Annotated in this window: 22 protein-coding genes; 15 read left to right on the top strand and 7 right to left on the bottom strand. The window is 68.1% G+C overall.

The window, feature by feature from the left end; genetic code table 11:
• Positions 1-24: 24 nt before the first annotated feature.
• From ACFXKN_RS02925 to ACFXKN_RS02895, 7 genes are all read left to right on the top strand, one after another.
• Positions 25-975: a DUF58 domain-containing protein gene (locus ACFXKN_RS02925; protein ID WP_378945925.1), complete on the top strand. Its 951-nt coding sequence runs from the start codon at positions 25-27 to the stop codon at positions 973-975.
• A complete protein-coding gene (locus ACFXKN_RS02920; RefSeq protein WP_378945928.1) occupies positions 972-1976 on the top strand; it encodes a VWA domain-containing protein in 1005 nt (334 codons plus the stop codon). Before ACFXKN_RS02925 ends, ACFXKN_RS02920 begins: the two co-directional genes overlap by 4 nt.
• 85 nt (positions 1977-2061) lie before the next feature.
• Positions 2062-2778 carry a 3-oxoacyl-ACP reductase FabG1 gene (fabG1, locus tag ACFXKN_RS02915; RefSeq protein ID WP_378945932.1) on the top strand — a complete coding sequence of 239 codons (717 nt, stop codon included), beginning with the start codon at positions 2062-2064 and terminating at the stop codon, positions 2776-2778.
• Between the two features lie 74 nt (positions 2779-2852).
• On the top strand, positions 2853-3689 hold the full coding sequence (inhA, locus tag ACFXKN_RS02910; RefSeq protein ID WP_378945935.1) for an NADH-dependent enoyl-ACP reductase InhA: 837 nt from the start codon (positions 2853-2855) through the stop codon (positions 3687-3689).
• Positions 3689-4738 carry a ferrochelatase gene (locus ACFXKN_RS02905; RefSeq protein WP_378945938.1) on the top strand — a complete coding sequence of 350 codons (1050 nt, stop codon included), beginning with the start codon at positions 3689-3691 and terminating at the stop codon, positions 4736-4738. The genes inhA and ACFXKN_RS02905 overlap by 1 nt, the downstream gene beginning before the upstream one ends.
• A gap of 87 nt (positions 4739-4825) precedes the next feature.
• The gene (locus tag ACFXKN_RS02900; protein ID WP_378945941.1) at positions 4826-5221 is read left to right on the top strand and encodes a hypothetical protein; all 396 of its coding nucleotides are present in this window, start codon (positions 4826-4828) and stop codon (positions 5219-5221) included.
• 103 nt (positions 5222-5324) lie between these two features.
• On the top strand, positions 5325-5771 hold the full coding sequence (locus ACFXKN_RS02895) for a hypothetical protein (RefSeq protein ID WP_378945946.1): 447 nt from the start codon (positions 5325-5327) through the stop codon (positions 5769-5771).
• 72 nt (positions 5772-5843) lie between these two features.
• Here ACFXKN_RS02895 and ACFXKN_RS02890 read toward each other — a convergent pair whose 3' ends face one another.
• Both ACFXKN_RS02890 and ACFXKN_RS02885 read right to left on the bottom strand, forming a co-directional pair.
• Positions 5844-6656: a hypothetical protein gene (locus tag ACFXKN_RS02890; RefSeq protein WP_379432266.1), complete on the bottom strand. Its 813-nt coding sequence runs from the start codon at positions 6654-6656 to the stop codon at positions 5844-5846.
• Between the two features lie 112 nt (positions 6657-6768).
• On the bottom strand, positions 6769-7593 hold the full coding sequence (locus ACFXKN_RS02885; protein WP_379432265.1) for a DUF3097 domain-containing protein: 825 nt from the start codon (positions 7591-7593) through the stop codon (positions 6769-6771).
• A 106-nt stretch (positions 7594-7699) separates the two neighbouring features.
• Between ACFXKN_RS02885 and ACFXKN_RS02880 the strand changes: the two genes are divergently transcribed.
• On the top strand, positions 7700-8131 hold the full coding sequence (locus tag ACFXKN_RS02880) for an NfeD family protein (RefSeq protein ID WP_378945957.1): 432 nt from the start codon (positions 7700-7702) through the stop codon (positions 8129-8131).
• Between the two features lie 2 nt (positions 8132-8133).
• Positions 8134-9375, top strand: coding sequence for an SPFH domain-containing protein (locus ACFXKN_RS02875; RefSeq protein WP_378945960.1), 1242 nt, complete (start codon positions 8134-8136; stop codon positions 9373-9375).
• 80 nt (positions 9376-9455) lie between these two features.
• Here the strand turns inward: ACFXKN_RS02875 and ACFXKN_RS02870 are convergent, their stop codons facing one another.
• The 3 genes from ACFXKN_RS02870 to ACFXKN_RS02860 form a co-directional block, all read right to left on the bottom strand.
• Positions 9456-10664, bottom strand: a complete 1209-nt coding sequence (locus ACFXKN_RS02870) for a molybdopterin-binding protein (RefSeq protein WP_379432264.1) — start codon at positions 10662-10664, stop codon at positions 9456-9458.
• Positions 10665-10974: 310 nt separating this feature from the next.
• A complete protein-coding gene (locus tag ACFXKN_RS02865; RefSeq protein ID WP_379432263.1) occupies positions 10975-12048 on the bottom strand; it encodes a tartrate dehydrogenase in 1074 nt (357 codons plus the stop codon).
• A gap of 9 nt (positions 12049-12057) precedes the next feature.
• Complete coding sequence (locus tag ACFXKN_RS02860) at positions 12058-13623, bottom strand: NAD-dependent succinate-semialdehyde dehydrogenase (protein WP_378945969.1); 1566 nt, start codon at positions 13621-13623, stop codon at positions 12058-12060.
• A gap of 106 nt (positions 13624-13729) precedes the next feature.
• On the opposite strand from ACFXKN_RS02860, the gene ACFXKN_RS02855 reads away from it, so the two are divergent.
• Both ACFXKN_RS02855 and ACFXKN_RS02850 read left to right on the top strand, forming a co-directional pair.
• Positions 13730-14971: an aspartate aminotransferase family protein gene (locus ACFXKN_RS02855; RefSeq protein WP_378945972.1), complete on the top strand. Its 1242-nt coding sequence runs from the start codon at positions 13730-13732 to the stop codon at positions 14969-14971.
• Between the two features lie 170 nt (positions 14972-15141).
• On the top strand, positions 15142-15636 hold the full coding sequence (locus ACFXKN_RS02850; protein WP_378945975.1) for a DUF3830 family protein: 495 nt from the start codon (positions 15142-15144) through the stop codon (positions 15634-15636).
• 61 nt (positions 15637-15697) lie between these two features.
• Here ACFXKN_RS02850 and ACFXKN_RS02845 read toward each other — a convergent pair whose 3' ends face one another.
• Positions 15698-17092 (bottom strand): amidase, encoded by a 1395-nt coding sequence (locus ACFXKN_RS02845; RefSeq protein WP_378945978.1) that lies wholly within the window; start codon positions 17090-17092, stop codon positions 15698-15700.
• A gap of 12 nt (positions 17093-17104) precedes the next feature.
• Entirely contained in the window at positions 17105-18070 is a 966-nt protein-coding gene (locus tag ACFXKN_RS02840; protein WP_378945983.1) for a D-2-hydroxyacid dehydrogenase, read from the bottom strand.
• An 86-nt stretch (positions 18071-18156) separates the two neighbouring features.
• On the opposite strand from ACFXKN_RS02840, the gene ACFXKN_RS02835 reads away from it, so the two are divergent.
• The 4 genes from ACFXKN_RS02835 (at position 18157) to ACFXKN_RS02820 (ending at position 21325) form a co-directional block, all read left to right on the top strand.
• Positions 18157-18897 carry an Asp/Glu/hydantoin racemase gene (locus tag ACFXKN_RS02835; RefSeq protein ID WP_378945986.1) on the top strand — a complete coding sequence of 247 codons (741 nt, stop codon included), beginning with the start codon at positions 18157-18159 and terminating at the stop codon, positions 18895-18897.
• Positions 18898-19021: 124 nt separating this feature from the next.
• Entirely contained in the window at positions 19022-19753 is a 732-nt protein-coding gene (locus tag ACFXKN_RS02830; protein WP_378945989.1) for a maleate cis-trans isomerase, read from the top strand.
• Entirely contained in the window at positions 19740-20396 is a 657-nt protein-coding gene (locus ACFXKN_RS02825) for a GntR family transcriptional regulator (RefSeq protein WP_378945992.1), read from the top strand. Before ACFXKN_RS02830 ends, ACFXKN_RS02825 begins: the two co-directional genes overlap by 14 nt.
• A 74-nt stretch (positions 20397-20470) precedes the next feature.
• Positions 20471-21325, top strand: a complete 855-nt coding sequence (locus ACFXKN_RS02820) for an isocitrate lyase/phosphoenolpyruvate mutase family protein (RefSeq protein WP_378945995.1) — start codon at positions 20471-20473, stop codon at positions 21323-21325.
• The last annotated feature ends 17 nt before the right edge of the window (positions 21326-21342 follow it).

Genomic DNA, 21342 nt, shown 5'->3' with positions numbered 1-21342 from the left:
CCGGAACCCGTTGTCCGCGTGCCCATGTCGTCTCACGCTCCGCCGTCGTTCCGTGCCGGTGAACTGACCGACCCGAAGCTGGCCGCCGCGCTCAAGACTCTCGAGTTGACCGTGCGGCGCCGTCTCGACGGTGTGCTGCACGGTGATCACCAGGGTCTGATCCCCGGTCCGGGTTCGGAACCGGGGGAGGCGCGGCTGTACCAGCCGGGCGACGATGTGCGACAGATGGATTGGTCGGTCACCGCCCGCACCACCCATCCGCACGTGCGGCAGATGATCGCCGACCGCGAGCTCGAGACCTGGCTCGTCGTCGACCTGTCGTCCAGCCTGGACTTCGGCACCGGCCGGGTGCACAAGCGCGACCTCGCGATCGCGGCGGCCGCGGCCATCACCCACCTCACCTCCGGCGGCGGCAACCGGATCGGCGCCGTCGTCGCGACCGGTCAGGATCTGGTGCGCATTCCCGCCCGCAGCGGGCGCATGCACGCCCAGACCCTGCTGCGCGGCATCGCGACCACCCCGCACGCCCGCGACGGTGTGCGCGGCGACCTCAAAGCCGGGATCGAATCGCTGCGCCGTCCGCAACGCAAACGCGGTCTGGCCGTGGTGATCAGCGATTTCCTCGGTGATGTCGACTGGCAGCGTTCCCTGCGCGCGATCTCCGCCCGCCACGACCTGCTCGCGGTGGAGGTGCTCGACCCGCTCGACGTCGCCCTGCCCGACGGCGGCGACGTGGTGCTGCACGATCCCGAATCGGGCCGCACCCGCGAGTTCAGCGTCACCCCCCAGCTGCGTGCCGATTTCGCGGCCGCGGCCGGAGCCCAGCGTGAGCAGGTGGCGCAGGCGCTGCGCACCTGTGGCGCGCCGGTGCTCACCTTGCAGACCGACCGGGACTGGATCGCCGACGTGGTCCGGTTCGTGTCCACCCGGCGCCACAGCCTCGGCGCCCCGAGCGGGCGGGTGCCTCGCCAGTGAGTATTTCGCATTTCACGGCCGTCGTCTGGCTCGGTTTCCTCGCGGTCGTCGCCCTGCTCGTGCTCGGTTATGTGCTGGTGCAGCGCGCCCGGCACAAGCGGATGCTGCAGTTCGGCAATATGGCCATCCTGGAGCGGGTCGCCCCGGCGCGACCGAGTCCGATGCGGCACGCGCCGATCGCGCTCATCCTGGTCGGGCTGGTCCTGCTGACCATTGCCGCCGCGGGCCCGACCGCCGTGCAGAAGGTGCCGCGCAACCGCGCGACTGTTGTTCTGGTGATGGATGTTTCGCTGTCGATGGAGGCTACCGATGTGGAGCCGAACCGGCTGCAGGTCGCGCAGAAGGCCGGTAAGGAATTCGTCGAAGGCCTGACCCCGGGCATCAACCTCGGTTTCGTCACGTTCGCCGGCACGGCCTCGGTGATGGTGTCACCGACCACCAACCGTGAAGCGGTCAAGCACTCGATCGACAACATCAAGCTGGCCGAGCGCACCGCCACCGGCGAGGGCATCCTCACCGCCCTGCAGTCGATCGACACCCTGGCCGCCGTGCTGGGTGGCGCGGAGACGCCCCCGCCCGCGCGCGTGGTGCTGATGTCGGACGGCAAGCAGACCGTGCCCGACGACAAGGACGTCGACAACCCGCGGCACGGTTTCACCGCCGCGCGCCTGGCCAAGAACAAGGGCATCCCGGTCTCGACGATCTCCTTCGGCACCGAATGGGGCACGGTCGAGATCCCGGACTCCGACGGCAAGGGTTCGCAGCGGGTGAAGGTGCCCGTGGACAACGACTCGCTGCGCGAGATCGCCGAGCTGTCCGGCGGTGATTTCTACACCGCCTCGTCGCTGGCCGAGCTCACCGCGGTCTACGACACCCTCGAGGAACAGATCGGCTACGAGACCACGCGTGGCGATGCGAGCAGGCCCTGGCTGTTGCTCGGCATGCTGGCCATCGCGGCGGGAGTCGTGGTCAGTTTGCTCTATCGTCAACGCCTGCCCTAGCTCCCTACCGCCCCGCGTTGTGAGCTGTCGCAACGGCGCGACCCTGACGCGGGGCGCACGAATCCGAACAGATAGGTTGGACCCTATGTCGAACGTCACATCCCGGTCGGTCCTGGTCACCGGCGGTAACCGCGGAATCGGTCTCGCGGTCGCGCAGCGTCTGCAGGCCGACGGCCACAAGGTCGCTGTCACCCATCGTGGATCGGGGGTGCCCGAGGGTCTGTTCGGTGTGAAATGCGATGTCACCGATAGTGATTCGGTCGATCGTGCGTTCACCGAGGTCGAGGAGCACCAGGGTGCGGTCGAGGTGCTGGTCGCCAATGCGGGCATCACCGACGACACCCTGCTGATGCGCATGACCGAGGACCAGTTCGAGCGGGTCATCGACGCCAACCTCACCGGTGCGTTCCGCTGTGCCAAGCGCGCCAACCGCGCCATGCTCAAGGGTCGCTGGGGCCGGATGATCTTCCTCGGCTCCGTGGTCGGCATGGCTGGTCAGGCCGGTCAGCTCAACTACGCCGCGTCCAAGGCCGGCGTCATCGGCATGGCTCGGTCGCTCACTCGGGAGCTGGGCTCGCGTTCGATCACCGCCAACGTGGTCGCCCCGGGCTTCATCGAGACCGACATGACCGCGGACCTGCCTGAGGATCTGAAGACCATGGCGAAGAAGTACATTCCGCTGCAGCGTCTCGGCCAGCCGGAAGACATCGCCGCTGTGGTCAGCTTCCTTGCCTCTGAGGACTCCCGCTACGTCTCCGGAGCGGTCATCCCGGTCGACGGCGGCATGGGTATGGGTCACTGATCCGCTAACGGATTGCCCTGCGCCACCGACATGGTGGCGGCACACCACACTTATCTCAGGAGAACCGAAAACTCATGGGCGGACTGCTCGAAGGCAAGACCATCCTGGTCACCGGCATCATCACCGACTCGTCGATCGCGTTCCACGCGGCCGCGATCGCGCAGGAGCAGGGCGCGAGGGTGCTCATCACCGGTATCCCCGACCGCCTGCGGCTCATCGATCGCATCGCCAAGCGGCTGCCGCAGGAAGTGCCGCCTGCCATCGGCCTCGACGTGACCAACGAAGAGGACCTGGCCGCGCTCACCGAGAAGCTGCGTGAGCTCGCGCCCGAGGGCATCGACGGCGCGCTGCACTCCATCGCGTTCGCGCCGCGTTCGATCATGGGACCCGGCGCGCTGCCGTTCCTCGAGGGCCCCGGCCCCGATGTCGCCAAGTCGTTCGAGATCTCCGCGTGGAGCTACGCCTCGCTCGCTCGCGCCGTGCTCCCCGTCATGAACGAGGGCGGTTCGCTGGTCGGCATGGACTTCGATCCGCGCGTGGCCATGCCGTACTACAACTGGATGGGCGTGTCCAAGGCCGCGCTGGAGTCGGTGAACCGTTACGTGGCGCGTGAGGTGGGTGCGGCCAAGAAGGTGCGCTCCAACCTGATCGCCGCGGGCCCGATCAAGACCCTCGCCGCCAAGGCCATCGCCGGTACCGCCACCGACGATGCCAAGCAGCTCGTCCAGCTCGACCAGTACTGGGACGGTGCGTCGCCGATCGGCTGGGACGGCAACGACCCGCGCGCGGTCGGCAAGTCGATCGTGGCACTGCTCTCGGATTGGCTGCCCGCCACCACCGGCTCGATCATCTACGTCGACGGCGGCGCCAGCCACAACATGTGGTTCCCGGAGAACATGTCCCTGAGCTGATGCCGGACGCACTGCTGCTGCTGTCCTTCGGCGGCCCCGAAGGTCCCGAGGACGTGATCCCCTTCCTGGAGAACGTCACTCGGGGCCGCGGGGTACCCCCGGAACGGCTCGCCGAGGTCGCCCAGCACTACCTGCATTTCGGCGGGATCTCGCCGATCAACGCGTTGAATCAGCAGATCATCGCCGCGCTCGAGGCCGACCTCGCAGCAGCCGGAATGGATCTGCCGGTCTATTTCGGCAATCGCAACTGGCACCCCATGGTCGAGGACACGGTCGCGCGGATGACCGCCGACGGTGTGCGCTCGGCGCTAGTCTTCCCGACCTCCGCCTGGGGTGGATATTCCGGTTGCCGCCAGTACGACGAGGACATCGGCCGCGCCCGCACGGCGGTGGGTGCGGATGCCCCCGAGCTGGTGAAACTGCGCCAGTACTTCGATCACCCGCTGCTGATCGAGTCCTTCGCCGACGCGATCACCGCTGCGGTGCAACAGATTCCGGCCGATCGCCGCGCCGGTGCGCGTCTGGTGTTCACCGCGCATTCCATCCCGGTCGCTGCCGACATCGCCGCGGGACCGCCCGCCGACGGTGGCCGCCTCTACAGCAGGCAGGTCGCCGAAGCGGCCCGACTGTGCGCTGCCGCAACAGGATTCGCCGAATACGACGTGGTGTGGCAGTCGCGCTCGGGCCCACCGCAGGTGCCGTGGCTCGAACCCGACATCGTCGACCACCTGGATGTGCTGCACGGCAAGGGCATCGACGCAGTGGTGGTGTGCCCGGTCGGTTTCGTCTCCGATCACCTCGAGGTGATCTGGGACCTCGACAACGAGGCGTCGACCCGCGCCGCCGAACTCGGCATGGCCTTCGCTCGCGCGGGGACGCCCGGCACCGACCCGCGGTTCTCCCGGATGATCGTCGAACTGATCGCCGAACGCGTGCGTGGCGGCCCCGTGCGTGAACTCGGCGAAGTCCCCGGTTACGGCTGCACCGCCGATGGTGCCCTGTGCGCTCCCGGTTGCTGCGAACTGCCCGCGCGACCGGTCCGGCGCTGAACACAACCGGATAACCATTCACCGGTGGTCCCCAGTTCGAGGAGTAGCCTTTCCACAGTTGCGCTCGACTGATCGGAGGATTTGTCGATGATCTCGACACCGCCGCACCGCGCTGCCGGGTTCGCCCTGGTACTGACCGCCGCCGCGCTCGGCCTGACCGGGTGTGGCAACGACTCCGGCTACCAAACCCAGCCCCCGCAGCCCACCGAGCCCACGATTTCGCAAGCCTCGGTGCAGGAACTGTGCGGCATCCTCGACGGTCAGAAGGGCACGTGGAAGGCACTGGGCCCGAAGGTCGCGCGGGTGGCGTTCACCGGCGCGATGAAATTGTGGACAGTGAACGACCTCGTCGCCAATGCCGCCATCTCCTACAACCGCCGCATCGTCGACACCGTCACCATCCGCACCTGCCCCCGTGTCCGTGACGCCACGTTGAAGTCGCTCGATGTCCCCGACCTGAAGACCGCCCTCGGCGGATTCTGAACTGGCACTTCCCACTTCGAGTCAGCTCTGCGTTAGCATCGCCGCGGACCTTCGCCCGAAGGTCCGGTGACGCTACGGGGAGGGCCCGATGAACTATGCCGAGATGACAGCGACCGTACGATCCCGGGGAGGTGGTCTTCTCACCGGCGATGCGGAGGCGGTGCTGGCCCGTCGTGGGGGTGGCAGCAGCGGTGGCGGTGGCGGCGCTGTCCCGGGCTGGGTCTGGCTCCTGATCATCGCCGTGATCGTGCTCATCGTGGTGATCGTGGTGATCCGCGCGAACAGCGGTTCGTCGAATCAGGCTGCGCCACATCAGATGCCGCCGAACCAGATGCCCCCGCAGCAGATGGCGCCCCAGCCGTACCCCGCCCAGTATCAGCAGCCGTACCCGCAGCAGCATCCGTCCGGCCCCGGCTATCCGCAGGCCCAGTACCCGCCGCAGTATCCGCAGGGGCAGTACCCCCAGCCGTACCCGCAGCAGCAGCCGATGCCGTACCCGCAGCAGGCCCCGTACCCGCAGCCGCAGTACCAGCAGCCCTACCGCCGCTGACGAATCGGATCCCTCGGATTCGGCGTGCGCTGCTGGACTTCGGCGAGTGCGCGCCGACCCGAGGCGGCCGGTCTAGCTGTCGCGGCGGGCGGCGGCGTGGACCGCGACGAGGCGGGCTTCCCGGATCGTGTTCCACAGCGGGCGCAACAGGGACTCGTGCGCGCCGATCGCGGTGACCGAGGTGGGTGACGACGCCGGTTCGTGCTGGGCGACAGTGAGGATCGCGGCCACGTGGTCGGCGGTATCGAGAATTCGCTTGGCGCGCAACGGGATCGAGTCCGGATAGGCGTGGCGCGAGTAAGCCGCGAGCTGCGCCTCGATCTGCTCGCGCGGATCGTCGTCACCGTTGCCGACCGAGGTGGTGTGCAGCTGCATGAGCGCGTCGGCGGCATCGCGGACCGATTCGCGCATCGTGTACTCGGCCTCACCGAGCGACATATCGTGACCCGCGATGCGGGGGAGGTCGACGCCGTAGACGGTCCACTGCAGGGTCTCGTCGTCGTCCCACTGCGGGATCAGGCCGGTGCCCGGCTCACCGGGCACACCGAGCAGCAGACCTTCCTCGGCGTCGATCGCGTCGGCCGCGAAAGCGGTGCCGATCGGCAGCCCACGGACGTCACCCGGCGCGGGCAGAACCAAGCGCAACAGCGCACCGGTCGGCGCCATCGCCTCGCGGATCACTTTGAGCAGTGGCATGGCGCCGGTGCCCGCTTCGCCGCGTGAGGTCCACGGCAGATCGGTGCGTCCGCCGGTGACCGGGTCACCCGCCGCGATGGTGTGGCGCGGCGCCCAGGCATGGAGTGCCTCCAGCACGTCGTCGGGCGCGCTGGTACCGGCCAGCCAGGAGCCGGCCCACAGCGTCAGCGTGGCACTGGGAGAGCACATAATCATCGAGCATAAAGGTTCGCCGACGATCGCGTGCGCGCACTGAGCTCGCCGATGGTGTGTACGCGGGCCGTTGTTTTCGGCGCGAGGACCTGTCTGACCTGCTGTGCGATCACTGCGGCTCGGTGACGAAGTCGATGAGCCGTTCGACGGCGCCGATGAGCGGGGATTCCAGATCCCGGAACGAGCCGACCGCATCGTAGACACGGCGCCAGCCCTGCTGTGGTGTTCCCCAACCCAGACGTGCGCAGATTCCGGTCTTCCAGTCCTCGCCGCGCGGCACCGTCGGCCAGGCGTCGATGCCGAGCGCGCCGGGGCGAACCGCCTGCCACACGTCGATGTAGGGATGGCCGGTCACGAGCACATGCGGGCCGAGGCCGGTGGTCAGGTGCGTTTCCTTCGAGCCGGTCACCAGATGGTCGACGAGCACCCCAACGCGCGCGCCCGGACCGGGTTCGAACTCGGTGAGCCGGGCACCGAGATTGTCGAGGCCCTCCAGATGCTCGACTACCACGCCCTCCACCCGCAGGTCGTGGCCCCACACCCGTTCGACGAGCGCCGCGTCGTGCACGCCCTCCACCCAGATCCGGCTGGTGCGGGCGACCCGTGCGCGCAGGCCCTCGACGCGAGTCGAGCCCGACGCCGACCGTGTCTGCTGTTTCGGCGCGGTGGCGGTGGGCCGGGTCAGCGTTACCGGTTTCCCGTCGATCAGGAAGGCCGCTTCCCGCATCGCGAACAACCGCACCGCACCGCGCCCGTCCTCGAGTTTCACGAACTCGCCGTCGTAGCTGCGGTCGAAACCGACTACGGCACCGCAGAATCCGCTCGCCGCGTCCTCCACCACCAGGTCGCGCTCGGCGCTCACTGTCGGCACCGGCTTCTTCTTGGTCCGATCATGTCCGGAATAGATATCGCCGTAGCTGTCTCGTGCACTCACGCCCCGAAACTACCGCGCACGGAACCCACTTCGCCGCACCGCCGCACCGGACCCACTGATCACGCGAGGCCGCCCGTAAACGGGTCATCAGGGCTAGGCTGGCAGTGTGGCCGCAATAGTCTGGCTGATCGCGGGCATCGTTCTCGCGGCGGCGGAAATGCTCACCGGGGATCTCATGCTGCTCACGCTGGGCGTGGCCGCACTCGGCACCGCGGGCGTCAGCGCCGCTACCGACCTACCGGTGTGGGGCGACGCGTTGGTGTTCGCCGCGATGGCCGGTGTGCTTTTTCTCGGGGTGCGCCCGTTGCTGCGGCGCAAGTTCGGCACCCCGCCGCCCACGCCGACGAATGCCGATGCGCTGCCAGGTAAGTCGGCGCTCGTGCTCGAGCAGGTCGGCGAGTATTCGGGTCAGGTCAAGCTCGGCGGGGAAGTGTGGACGGCGCGTCCGCTCGACCCGACCGAAGTGTACGAAGCCGGTGTGACTGTCTATGTGATGAAGATCGATGGCGCTACCGCCGTCGTCTGGAAGGGTCCCTAGAAATGGTTGCCTTGATCGTGGCCGCCGTCCTCGTCCTGTTGGTCGTGGTGGTGGTTTTCAAATCGATCGCACTCGTCCCGCAGGCCGAGGCGGCGGTGATCGAACGGCTCGGGCGCTATTCGCGCACCGTCTCCGGTCAGCTGACGTTCCTGGTCCCGTTCGCCGATCGCATCCGCGCGAAGGTGGATCTGCGTGAGCGGGTCGTGTCGTTCCCGCCGCAGCCGGTGATCACCCAGGACAACCTCACCCTGCAGATCGACTCGGTGGTGTATTTCCAGGTCACCAGCCCGCAGGCCGCCGTCTACGAGATCAGCAACTACATCGCCGCGGTCGAGCAGCTCACCGTCACCACCCTGCGCAATGTGGTCGGTGGCATGACCCTGGAAGAGACGCTGACCTCGCGCGATCAGATCAACAACCAGCTGCGCGGTGTGCTCGACGAGGCCACCGGCCGCTGGGGGCTGCGCGTGGCCCGGGTGGAGCTCAAATCCATCGATCCGCCGCCGTCGATCCAGGAATCGATGGAGAAGCAGATGAAGGCCGATCGCGAGAAGCGCGCGACGATTCTCACCGCAGAAGGCAACCGTGAAGCGCAGATCAAGACCGCCGAGGGCGCCAAACAGGCGGCGATCCTGACCGCCGAGGGTGGCAAGCAGTCCTCGATCCTGTCGGCCGAAGGTGAACGCCAGAGCCGCATCCTGCGCGCGCAGGGTGAACGTGCCGCCTCCTACCTGCAGGCCCAAGGTCAGGCGAAGGCGATCGAGAAGGTGTTCGCCGCCATCAAGAACGGCAAGCCGACCCCGGAACTGCTTGCCTACCAATACATGCAGACCCTGCCGATGGTCGCCAAGGGTGACGCGAACAAGGTGTGGCTGGTCCCCAGCGATTTCGGCAAGGCCCTGGAAGGTTTCGCCCAGAACTTCGCCACCAAGGGCGAGGACGGCGTCTTCCGCTACGAGCCGTCCGCCGAAGAAGCCCCGGTGAAGATCGAAGACGACGCCGATGTGGCCGACTGGTTCGAAACCGCCTCCGACCCGAAGATCGCCGAGGCCGTCCGCGCGGCGGAAGCCACCGCGCGCACCCCCGTCGAAGGTTTCGACACACCCGTGCCGCGCCCGAAAACCTCGGTGGCCAAGGCCGACCCGGAGCTGCCGACCCCGCCCCCGATCGCCCCTCAGGAACAGCTGGCCCCTCGCCCCGAGGACCCGTACGGTCGCCCCTGGCAGCCGCCGCAACACGGCTGATCCTGTCGGATCCAGCAGATTACGGCCCCGGTGCGAGTACCGCACCGGGGCCGCTGCTGTTGTGCGGCAACGCCGTTGAGTCAGTGGGGAAGGGGGAGGAGTTCCACGAGGGAGCCTCGGCCGGTGCCGGGCGGGAGGATGGCAAGGGCTTGGCAGGCGATGAGGCCGGCCAGGTGGGGGGTGTGGGCGGGGCCGGTGCTGCGCCAGACGCCGCCGGGGTGTTGCTGGACGCCGACGATGCGGGTGGCTTCGCCTTCCATGACGCCCGCGTCGGAGAGGCGGCCCCACATGGTGGGTCCAGGGGAGCGCAGGGTGAGCGCGTCGACGATGGCCGGACCGACGGCCAGCAGGGCTGCGACGGCGGCGAACGGGTTGCCGGGTAGGCCGAGCAGGACCCGGCCGTCGGGGAGCTGGGCGACCAGGGTGGAGCCGCCCGGGCGGATCGCTACGCGTTCGACGATGATGCGGGCGCCGAGGTCGGCGAGCAGGGTGCGCAGGTGGTCGGCGGCGCCGCGGCCGGTGGCCCCGACCATGACGACCAGGTCGGCGTGGGATTTCAGGGTGAGCCAGGAGCGCAGCAGGTCACGGCTGTCGGCGAGGTGCCACAGGCCGGTGCTCTCGATATCGCAGCAGCGCAGGAACTCCGGTAGCACGGGGCCGAGGGAGTCGCGGGTTTCGCCGGGGCCGAGCGGGCCGACGGCGCGGATCTCGTCGCCGGTCATCACCACATCGGCTCGCAAAGGTCCACGCACGGTGACGGTTTCGGCCTCGGCGCTGAGCGCCGCCGAAGCCAGTGCCGCCGAGACCCGGGCACCGGCGCGAGCCAATTCTGTTCCGCTGCTCCAGTGTTCGCCTTGGCGGCGGGTGTCGTCGCGCACCGGGGCGCCGGGCGCCCGCATCACGACCGGCTTGCCGGACACGGTCGTGGTCACGATGTGTTCGTCGCGCAGGGTCGCGGTGGTGCCCAGCGGGGTCGCGGCCCCGGTCGCGATCCGCACCGCCTCACCGGGCGCCAGCACCACCGAGCAGCCGCGTCCGGCGTAGCTGACCTGTTGGTGCAGCCGCCACCACGGCCCAGGGCCCGCGACCGCGTAGCCGTCCATGGCGGCGCTGTCCACCCGCGGCAGGGGAGTTCCCGCGGCGAGGGCAAGGGCGAGGGTCGCCCCGACCGCCTCGGCCACGGGTCGCTCCCGCACCGCGATCGGTTCGAGATCGGCGGCTATCTGCGCGCGCACCCGACCCAGCCCACACTGCACTGCCGGAACTACGCCCACCCGTGCGCTCGTCACCACGTCTCGCCTTCCGAGGAACCGTCACCGACACTGCGACTCATCGTGCGCACCACCGATTGCCTGCGATTTTCTTGGCAGTTGCCTCGCGATGACGTTGTGCTCACGAGCGGGCCCACCGCATGGTGCGTAATGCGGCGGGCACGCTTCGCCGAGCGCATCAGCGACGGGCCGCGTCACACTCGGTCGACGCGGCCTCGGCGATGGGCCTGCGAGTTCGGCGCCACGCTTCGGTGCGAGCGTCCGCCAACGCCACGCCACATCGGTCGGCGCCGCACCCGCGCCCGGTCAGCCATCGGCGAACTCGGTGTCAGGCCTCGGTCAGCGCGCCCGCGAGTTCGGCGGCGCGGTCGGCGATGGCGGTGCCGAGGTCGGCGGTCGTGGCCGTACCGCCCAGATCGGGTGTGCGGACCGTGCCCGCTGCGAGCACATCGCAGACCGCGCGGTCGACGGCGGCGGCCGCGGTGTGTGCGCCGAGGTGCTCGAGCAGCATCGCGCCGGCGAGTATCTGGGCGACCGGGTTGGCGATTCCCTGACCCGCGATGTCGGGTGCGCTGCCGTGCACCGCCTCGAACATCGACGGTGCGTCCGCCGCGGGGTTGATATTGCCCGAGGGCGCGAGCCCGAGTCCGCCGGTGACGGCGGCGGCGAGGTCGGAGAGGATGTCGCCGAACAGGTTCGAGCCGACGATCACGTCGAGGCGGTCTGGGTGCAGCACGATTTCCGCGGCGAGCGCGTCGACGTGCATCTGCCGTGTTCGCACGGTGGGATATTCGGCCGAGATGCGTTCGAAAACGCTGTCCCAGTAGGGCATCGAGTGGATCAGGCCATTGGATTTCGTCGCCGAGCAGAGCTTTCCCGAGCGTTCGGCGGCGCGGTCGAAGGCGTAGCGGATGATCCGTTCGCAGCCGGTCCGGGTGAACACCGATTCCTGCAGCACGAATTCATCCGGCCTGCCCGGGTTGTGGATGCCGCCGATCTCGGAGTACTCGCCCTCGGAGTTCTCGCGGACGATCAGAATGTCGAGGTCGTCGGCGGTACGGTCGCGCAGTGCCGATTCCGTGCCGGGCAGCAGCCGCACCGGCCGCAGGTTGACGTACTGGCCGAAGGCCCGCCGCAGCGGAATCAGCAAGCCCCACAGCGAAATATGGTCGGGCACTCCGGGGAATCCGACGGCGCCCAACAGGATCGCGTCGAACTCCGCGAGCTGCTCGGGCCCGTCGGCCGGCATCATCGCACCGGTCCGCAGATAGTTCTCACACGAGAAGTCGAACTCGGTCCAGCTGATTCCCGGCAGGACCCGGTCGAGCACCTTCACCGCCTCGATGGTCACATCGACGCCGATTCCGTCGCCTGGAATGGTCGCGATCCGGTATGTGCGCACAGTGTCTCCCTAAACCTTGACGCCGATGTATTTGGTCTCGAGGAATTCGTCGATCCCGGTGAATCCGCCCTCGCGGCCGAGCCCTGATTCCTTCATCCCACCGAACGGTGCGGCCGGATTGGAGACCACGCCCTGATTCAGGCCGACCATCCCCGTTTCGAGAGCTTCGCAGACGCGCAGTCCCCGTCGCAGGTTCTCGGTGAACACGTACGCGACCAGCCCGTAAGGGGTGTCGTTGGCACGGGTGATCGCCTCGTCCTCGGTGTCGAAAGTGGCGATCGCGGCGACGGGACCGAAGATCTCGGTCCGGCACAACTCGGCGGCGTCGGGGACGGCCGTGAGCACGGTCGCCGGGTAGAAGGTGCCGGGTCCGGCGATGGCCGTGCCACCGAGCAGCACCTCGGCCCCGCGCTGCCGTGCGTCGGCCACCAGATGCTCGACCTTGGCAACAGCGTCGGCATCGATGAGTGGCCCCACAACGACGCCGGGCTCGGTGCCACGGCCCATCGGCAGAGCCGCCATCCGGGCGGCCAGTCGTGCGGCGAACTCATCGGCGATGCCGCGCTGCACGAGAATTCGGTTCGCGGCGGTACAGGCCTGGCCGATATTGCGCATTTTGGCCGCCAATGCACCCTCGACCGCTTCGTCGAGATCGGCATCGTCGAACACCAGCAGCGGTGCGTTGCCGCCCAGTTCCATGGAGGTGCGCATGACGGTGCGTGCGCACTGCTCCAGGAGGAGTTTCCCGATGGCGGTCGACCCGGTGAAGGAGAGTTTGCGGGAGCGGGGATCGGCGATGAGCGGTGTCATCAGCGCGCCGGGGTCGGCGGTGGTGACGACATTGACCACCCCGGCGGACACGCCCGCATCGGCCAGTATCGCCGCGAGCGCCAGCATCGAAAGAGGCGTCTGTTCGGCGGGTTTCACGACGCAGGTGCACCCGGCGGCCAGGGCGGGCGCGATCTTGCGGGCACCCATCGCCATCGGGAAGTTCCACGGCGTGATGAGCAGGCTCGGCCCCACCGGCTGTTTCGTCACCAGAAACCGTGAACCGCCCGTCGGTGCGGGCATGTACCCGCCGTCGAGGCGAACGGCCTCCTCGGCGAACCAGCGGAAGAACTCCGCGGCATAGGCGATTTCGCCGCGCGCCTCGGTCAGCGGTTTGCCCATCTCGAGAGTCATGATCAGGGCCAGGCGTTCGGTGTCGGCGAGAAGCGCGTGGTGGGCGCGCATCAGGATGTCGCTGCGGGTGCGCGCTGGGGTGTTCGCCCAGTCCGCCTGGGCCCCGGCCGCGGCGGTGAGTGCGTCGAGTCCATCGGTCGCGGTCGCATCCGCCACCGAGCACAGCTCCACGCCTGTCGCGGGATCGAGGACGGGCAGCGTGGCGGGGGAGTCGTTCCATGTGCCGCCGATGAACAACCCCTTCGGGACGCTGTCTATCGCCGCGCGCTCGGCGGCGCTCAGGCTGTCGAGCAGCAGCGCGCTGCGCCCGGACTCTGCTGTCAGGAGCCTTTGTTCCTCGTTGGTAAGGAGCCTTTGTTCCTCGTTGGTAAGGAGCCCTTGTTCCTCGTCCATGCGGTGCCTGCCTCCCGACGCGGTGGATCACCCATTGCTGTGAACCCTGCCGCCATGTTATGCATATTGTCAACAATCCGACAATAGACAATCTGGGGAGTCTTTGATGACCGAGCTGTCTCCCGTCCTCAAGCAGGCCACGCCCGTCCACGTCGACCACGGCGCAGGCTGCTACCTCTACGACACCGACGGTCGCCGCTACCTGGATTTCACCGCCGGGATCGGCGTCACCAGCACCGGGCACTGTCATCCCACCGTGGTCGCGGCCGCGCAAGCCCAGGTCGCCAGCCTGATCCACGGCCAGTACACGACGGTGCTGCACCGGCCACTGCTGGAACTCACCGAGCGCCTCGGCGCCGTCCTGCCCGAGGGTTTGGACGCGCTGTTCTTCGCCAATTCCGGCAGCGAGGCGATCGAGGCGGCGCTGCGCCTGGTGCGCCAAGCCACCGGGCGGCCGAATGTGATCGTCTTCCACGGCGGTTTTCACGGCCGTACTGTCGCCGCCGCGACCATGACCACCTCGGGGACCCGGTTCTCGGCGGGATTCAGCCCGCTGATGTCGGGTGTGCACGTCGCCCCGTTTCCGACCGCGTTCCGCTACGGCTGGAGCGAGGAGGAAGCCACCGATTTCGCGCTGCGTGAGCTCGATTATCTGTTCGCCACCCTCACCTCGCCCGCGGAAACCGCCGCGTTCATCGTCGAACCGGTGCTGGGCGAAGGCGGTTATATCCCGGGCAACACCCGGTTTTTCCACGGTCTGCGCGAGCGCGCCGACCGGCACGGGATCTTGCTGGTCTTCGACGAGATCCAAACCGGCTTCGGCCGGACCGGACGGTTCTTCGGCCACCAGCACTTCGATGTTCGCCCCGACGTGATCACCATCGCCAAGGGTCTGGCCAGTGGCTTCCCGCTGTCGGGCATCGCGGCGTCGCGGGAGTTGATGGCGAAGGCCTGGCCGGGGTCCCAAGGTGGCACGTACGGCGGCAATGCGGTGGCCTGTGCCGCCGCTGTCGCGACACTCGAGGTGATCGAGGCCGAGGGGCTGGTCGACAACGCCGCCGTGCGCGGCACACAGTTGCTCGCCGGTGTCCGCGAGCTCGCCACCAAGGCGATCGGCGATGTGAGAGGTCTCGGCCTGCTGGTCGGCGCCGAATTCACCACGGCGACAGGTGAACCCGATACCGAAACCGCGTCGGCGGCGCAGAAGTCGGCCGTCGACAAGGGGTTGCTGCTGCTCACCTGCGGCGCGCAGATGAACGTCGTGCGCATGATCCCGCCGCTGATCGTCACCGATACCCAAGTCGAGGACGCTCTGGCTATCTGGTCGGAGGTCCTCGCCGAGCTGTAGTCCCGCCCCCTGATCCCGCCTCGGATTCCTAGCGGGATCAGGGGGCGAATCCGGGTACTCCGGAATTCGATGGGTAGTTCGCACGCTGACGCCCGCCGCGTCGGTCAGTTCACACCGGCAGGGCCCGCGGCGACCCGGCTCTGCTCGCATCGCACAGGAAGCAGGACTCGATGGCCCGCTACATGAGCATCACCCTCACCAAAGCCGGCGTCACCTGCCGCGCGCGCCTCCTCGACGACGAAGCCCCGCTCACGTGTGCCGCCGTCTGGGATGCGCTCCCGCAGGAGGGTGACGCCTTCCACGCCAAATACGCCCGCAACGAGGTCTACGCGCTGGTGCCCCGCATCACCGCATCACCGCATCGTGAGAACCCCACCGTCACACCGATTCCCGGCGACGTGTGCCTCTTCGATTTCGAACCGTGGGAAATCGGCAACCCCGCCTACGGCTACGAACCCGGCTCGGCCGCCCACCACGCCCAGGGCGCCACCGACCTGGCCCTGTTCTACGGCCGGAACAATTTGCTGATCAACGGCGACCTCGGCTGGGTCCCCGGCAGCGTCTTCGCCACCATCGAGGAAGGCCTCGCCGACCTGGCGACTGCCTGCAACGGGCTGTGGTTGCGCGGAGTCGAAGGCGAGACGTTGGCCTTCGCCCGCGCTTGAAGGCATTCTTCGGCGCAGCCGAACCGATACGGTGCCGAAATTGGCTGGTGCCCAGTCTATTTCAGGAGTTCAGTACGAATTCGGCGTGCCTGGCGACCGCGAGAACCAAGTCGTCGGAGTGCCGTGGTCCGACGATCTGTAGGCCCACCGGCATTCCGGCCCGGGTTCTGCCGACGGGGATGCTGATGGCGGGCTGCTGCGTCATGTTGAACGGGTAGGTGAACGGGGTCCAGTCGGGCCAGCCGTTCAGTCCACTGCCCGGCGGCACATCGTGTCCGGCTTCGAACGCGGTGATCGGCATGGTCGGGGTGATCAGGACGTCGTAGGCCGTGTGGAAGTTGCCCATCGTGATGCCGACTTCGGCGGCGACGTGGCGGGCGTCGAGATAGTCGATGGCGCTGACGGATTCACCGCGCGCCCACACCGCGCCCAAACCGGTATCCACCTTCTCGCGGGATCCGGCGGGGAACTTCGCCAGCATGGTCGCCGCACCCGCGGCCCACAGCGTCTCGAAAGCTTCCCGCGGATCAGCGAATCCGGGATCGACCGCGTCGATGGTCAGCTCGGCCTCGGCCAACCGCGCAACCGCGCTCGCGACGATCTCGGCGACCTCGGGGTCGACCCGCGCGTACCCGAGCGTGGCGGAGTAGCCGACCGACAGCCCACGCACATCCCGCTGCATCTGACTGCGGAAGGGCGTGAAGGTGGGCGCCAACGCGGTCGGGTCGCGCGGATCGGGCAGCGAGAGAATGTCCATCAGCAGGGCCGCGTCCTCGACGGTGCGCGTCATCGGCCCGGCGTGCGCGAGGGGTCCGAACGGGCTGGCCGGGTAGAGCGGAATCCGCCCGTGCGTCGGTTTGACACCGACGATCCCGCAGAACGAGGCCGGAATCCGGATGCTGCCACCGCCGTCGGTGCCGACCGACACCGGCGTCATCCCACCCGCTACCGCCGCCGCACTGCCCCCCGACGATCCACCGGCCGTTGTCGCGGGATCGGCGGGATTGCGGGTGACACCGGTCAGCGGGCTGTCGGTGACGCCCTTCCAGGCGATCTCCGGCGTGGTCGTCTTGCCGACGAACACCATCCCGTCCTCGCGCAGCCGAGCGGCGACCGGACTGTCCACCAGCCACGGCCCGCCCGCGTCGACACAGGTGGAACCGCGCAGGGTCGGCCACCCCTCGGTCAGAAAGATGTCCTTGATCGAAATCGGCACACCGTCGAGCAACCCGCGCGGATTGCCCGATTGCCAGCGCGCCTCGGAGTCCTTGGCCTGAACCAGCGCCCGATCCGGATCCACCAGGCAGAACGCGTTGAGCGCGCCGTCGCGGGCGGCGATGGCATCCAGGCAGGCCTGCGCGGCCTCGACGGGGGAGAGCTCCCCGGCCGCGTAGGACGAAACCAGCTGAACCGCCGTCATCGCGGTGGGATCGGTGGGGAGATCGGGCTGCGTCATGGCGGGGCTCCTTCAGCCGGGCACGTACCCGAGCGTCTTGTCGACAACGTTGTGCAGCGGCAGACCCGCTGCCCACCTGCCGAAGTTGTCGGTGAATGCGCGGACGATCTCGGTGCGCCAGCCGTGGAAATCGCCCGAATTGTGTGGTGTGAGGACCACATTCGGCAGATCCCACAGCGGATGATCGGCAGGTAGTGGCTCCGGGTCGACCACGTCCAGTGCGGCCCCGGCGATCGAACCGTTGCCGAGCGCGGCGACGAGATCGTCGGTAACCACTAGTTCCCCGCGCCCGACATTGACAAACCTGGCATGCGGTTTCATCGCCGCGAACGCGGCGGCATCGAACATGTGCCTGGTCTGCGCGGTGAGCGGCGCGATCGCGATCACGTAGTCGGCGCCGGGCAATTCGGCGTGCAGATCGTCGCTGATGGTGTCGAAATCCGGGTCCCCGGTGCGCGCACGGCGCCCGACCCCGCGCACTGTCATTCCCGCGGCGCGCAGCAGTCGCGCGATGGTCCGGCCGATCGAGCCGGTCCCCACGATCAGCGCGGTGGCGCCGGCGACACGTTCGGATTCCCGGTGCCGCCACTCGTGCCGCTGCTGCAAACGGATCGACCCCGGCAGATCCTTGGCGAACGAAATGATCTGTCCGAGAACATATTCGGCGATAGCCGTATCGAAGACATTGCGGGTGTTGGTGACCACCACATCGGATGCCCGCAGTTCCGGGAACATCACCGGATCCACGCCGACACCGCCCATGTGCAGCCAGCGCAAACGGTCGGCACTGTGCCACGCACCGGGTACGGCGCGGGTCTGGAAGTCGTAGACGAACAGCACATCGGCGCCGCGTAGCGCATCGGCGAGCCCGTCGGCCTCGGTGTAGCGCACGTCGGCGCGTTCGGCAATGGGGGCCATGAGGTCCGATTCGGGCACACTGTCACGATGTAGGACGGTGACAATCGGCCCGTTTTCCACATTGACACCGTACGATCAGATCGTATGATTGTCAACAATCCGATCGTGTTCGGAGGTCTGCCCGGCTGAGCGCGAGAGGGGCCGCAGTGGAGTTCAGCTTCCCCGACATCGACGGGCCGGTAGCCCAACGAGGCATCGGCGTGATCGCGCCGTTCGACCTCGCCCTCGAGCGGGAACTGTGGCGGTGGGCGCCCCTGGAGGTGAGTCTGCACCTGGCCCGCACCCCCTATGAGCCGGTGCCGGTGTCGCTGGCCATGGCCGAGCTGGTGTCCAACCCCCTGCACCTCACCGCGGCTACCCACGATGTGCTGCACGTGGAGCCGGAAGTCGTTGCCTACCTGTGTACTTCGGGCAGCTTCATCAACGGGCTCGCCTACGAACGATCCCTGCGGGAAACGATCTGTCTGGCGGGCGCACCCGACGCGGTGACCACTTCCGGTGCTCTGGTGGAGGCGATCAAGCACCTCAACATCACCCGGATGTCGGTGATCACGCCGTATGACGAGGTTCTCACCGGCAAGCTGCACGACTTCCTCGACGAAGCGGGATGCACCACGATCAAGTCCGATCACCTCGGGCTCGGCGGCGGTATCTGGAAGGTCAACTACCGCACCATCGCCGAACGGATACTCGGCGCCGATGACCCCCGCTCGGAAGCGATCTTCGTCAGCTGCACCAACCTGCCGACCTACGACGTGATCGAGCCGCTCGAACAGGCACTCGGCAAACCCGTTCTCACCGCCAACCAGCTGACCATGTGGGCCTGCCTCGGCCGGATGAAACTGCCGATGATGGGCCCAGGAAAGTGGCTCGTCAATGTCTTCTGAGCAGTCTGAAGTCCAGACGCGACATTCTGCCCAGGAAAGTGGCTCGTCAATGTCTTCTGAACGGGTACTGACGCGACATTCTGCCCAGGAAAGTGGCTCGTCAATGTCTTCTGAACGGAGCGAGATGTCTATGCCGACCATCGGATTCATTTACCCCGACCACGCCGCCGAGGACGACTACCCCCGCGCCGCGGCCCTGCTCGACGCCGCCTTGCCGGTGGCCCACGTCTACGGCACCGATCTGCACGCGGTCGCCGAGCTGCTCGACCTGGGCAGCCCGGAGAAGCTGCGTCACGGTGCGTCCTTGCTGGCACCCGAGGAACCCGCCGCGGTCGTATGGGCGTGCACCTCGGGCAGTTTCGTCTATGGACCCGAGGGCGCTCGCGGTCAGGTCGAGGGCCTCGCCGAGGCGGCCGGCGTGCCCGCCTCGAGTACGAGTTTCGCGTTCGTCGAAGCGGCGCGGGCGCTCGGTGTGCGGCGGGTGGCCGTCGTCGCGAGTTATCCGGAGGAGGTGGCGCGGTTGTTCGTCGACTTCCTCGCCGACGCGGGCATCGAGGTGGTGTCGATGTCGAGCGCGGGCATCGACACCGCCGCCGAGGTCGGCACCCTCACAACCGACCAGGTCCTGACCCTGGCCGTCACCAACGACCACCCCGACGCCCATGCACTGCTCATTCCGGATACGGCCATGCATACTCTCGAGGTGCTCCCGAAACTCGAAGCCGCGCTCGGCAAGCCGGTGCTCACGGCGAACCAGGTCACCATCTGGGAAGGCTTGCGGCTGGCCGGGGTCACCGCCTACGCCCCGGAACTCGGTGCGTTATTCGCGGAGGGGAGTCGGCATGTCGATCACTGATTTCGAGCCGGTCAACCAGCAGTCCACCGCGGAGATGATCGCCGACCGGCTGCGCGAGGCGATCATGCGCGGTGCGCTCGCGCCCGGCGCCCAACTCGGTGAAGCCGATCTGGCAACCAGTTTCGGCGTCTCCCGCGGACCCGTGCGCGAGGCGATGCAACGCCTCGTCCAGGAAGGCCTGCTGTTCAGCATTCGCAATCGCGGCATCTTCGTCATCGAACTCACCACCGACGACGTCATCGACATCTACCGCGCCCGCACCGCCCTGGAGGGCGGCGCCCTCGACCTCATCCTCGACGGCCGCCGCGACATCGCCTACGCCGCACTCCAACCCAGCGTCGCCGCGATGCGGCTCACCGCCGAAGCAGGCGACGCCCCCGGCGTCTCCGACGCCGACCAGGCCTTCCACGAAGCCCTGGTCACCGCCGCCGACAGTCCCCGCCTCGTCCGCGCCGCCCGCACGCTGCTCATCGAAACCCGCATGTGCCTGGGCGCACTCCAAACCACCTACCCCGACCTGCGCGAACAAGCCCGCGAACACGTCGAACTGCGCGAAGCGATCGGTACCGGCTCGCCCGAGCGTGCGCGCGCCCTGCTCGTGGAACACATGGACGACGCCGTGCGTCGCCTGCGTGCGCGCTAGGTCCTGTCGATCACTCCGGTGGTGCGGGCAGAATGGGCTCGGTAAGGACACTGGCGATTCCGGCAGGAGCTCTCGTGGACAACGAACAGCGAATACGCGCACAGGCGTTCGTCGACCTGCACCGCGCGGGTTGTTTCCTGTTGCCGAATGCCTGGGACGCGGGCAGCGCGCGGATTCTCGAGTCGGTGGGATTTCCGGCGATCGCCACCACCAGCGCGGGCGTCGCGTTTTCCTTCGGTCGTCCCGATCACGACTTCTTCACCGAGCACGGTGCGCACGGTCGCGTCGATCGTTCGACGATGATGCGCCGGATCCACGAGATCACCGGCGCCGTGCGGGTACCGGTGAGCGCCGACCTCGAGGAGGGGTACGGACCCGACCCGCAGGAAGTGGCGACCACGATCTCGCTCGCTCTCGACGCCGGCGCGGCGGGCGGCAATATCGAAGACTTCACCGGCGACCGAACCACCCCACTGTTCGACGAGGTACACGCGGTGGACCGGGTTCGGGCGGCGCGCGCGGCGGTGGCTGCCAGCGGTGCACCGTTCGTGCTCGTCGGCCGCACCGACGCTCTGCTCGTGGACGCGGGTCTGGACGAAGCGATTCGCCGCGCCAACTCCTACCTCGCCGCGGGCGCGGACTGCGCCTTCGTCCCCGGCGCCGCCGACGCGACCACGATCGCCACCCTCGTCGACGCGCTCGACGGACCACTCAATGTCGTCATGGGACTGACCGGTGGCGCCCTGTCGATGGCCGAACTCGCCGACCTCGGCGTCCGCCGGGTCACCGTAGGCGGCAGCATCGCGCGCCTGCTCTACCGCCACCTCCTCGACGCCGCCAACGAACTGGCCGACCACGGGACCTTCACTTACGGCAACAGCCAACTCACCCAATCCGTGCTCAACGACCACTTCACCGACCACACCTGACCGGTGCCAGGTCGGAG

The sequence above is a fragment of the Nocardia sp. NPDC059195 genome (assembly GCF_042754695.1).
GTDB lineage: Bacteria > Actinomycetota > Actinomycetes > Mycobacteriales > Mycobacteriaceae > Nocardia.
This window is presented reverse-complemented; position numbering and strand designations above follow the sequence as displayed.

What these genes read in the sequence shown, in the direction of transcription:
- ACFXKN_RS02895 (WP_378945946.1), top strand. Translation starts at nt 5,325, where the DNA reads ATGACAGCGACCGTACGATCCCGGGGAGGTGGTCTTCTCACCGGCGAT.
- ACFXKN_RS02890 (WP_379432266.1), bottom strand. Translation starts at nt 6,656, where the DNA reads ATGTGCTCTCCCAGTGCCACGCTGACGCTGTGGGCCGGCTCCTGGCTG.
- fabG1 (WP_378945932.1), top strand. Translation starts at nt 2,062, where the DNA reads ATGTCGAACGTCACATCCCGGTCGGTCCTGGTCACCGGCGGTAACCGC.
- ACFXKN_RS02825 (WP_378945992.1), top strand. Translation starts at nt 19,740, where the DNA reads ATGTCGATCACTGATTTCGAGCCGGTCAACCAGCAGTCCACCGCGGAG.
- inhA (WP_378945935.1), top strand. Translation starts at nt 2,853, where the DNA reads ATGGGCGGACTGCTCGAAGGCAAGACCATCCTGGTCACCGGCATCATC.
- ACFXKN_RS02830 (WP_378945989.1), top strand. Translation starts at nt 19,022, where the DNA reads ATGTCTATGCCGACCATCGGATTCATTTACCCCGACCACGCCGCCGAG.
- ACFXKN_RS02855 (WP_378945972.1), top strand. Translation starts at nt 13,730, where the DNA reads ATGACCGAGCTGTCTCCCGTCCTCAAGCAGGCCACGCCCGTCCACGTC.
- ACFXKN_RS02925 (WP_378945925.1), top strand. Translation starts at nt 25, where the DNA reads ATGTCGTCTCACGCTCCGCCGTCGTTCCGTGCCGGTGAACTGACCGAC.
- ACFXKN_RS02850 (WP_378945975.1), top strand. Translation starts at nt 15,142, where the DNA reads ATGGCCCGCTACATGAGCATCACCCTCACCAAAGCCGGCGTCACCTGC.
- ACFXKN_RS02900 (WP_378945941.1), top strand. Translation starts at nt 4,826, where the DNA reads ATGATCTCGACACCGCCGCACCGCGCTGCCGGGTTCGCCCTGGTACTG.
- ACFXKN_RS02875 (WP_378945960.1), top strand. Translation starts at nt 8,134, where the DNA reads ATGGTTGCCTTGATCGTGGCCGCCGTCCTCGTCCTGTTGGTCGTGGTG.
- ACFXKN_RS02905 (WP_378945938.1), top strand. Translation starts at nt 3,689, where the DNA reads ATGCCGGACGCACTGCTGCTGCTGTCCTTCGGCGGCCCCGAAGGTCCC.
- ACFXKN_RS02845 (WP_378945978.1), bottom strand. Translation starts at nt 17,092, where the DNA reads ATGACGCAGCCCGATCTCCCCACCGATCCCACCGCGATGACGGCGGTT.
- ACFXKN_RS02860 (WP_378945969.1), bottom strand. Translation starts at nt 13,623, where the DNA reads ATGGACGAGGAACAAGGGCTCCTTACCAACGAGGAACAAAGGCTCCTT.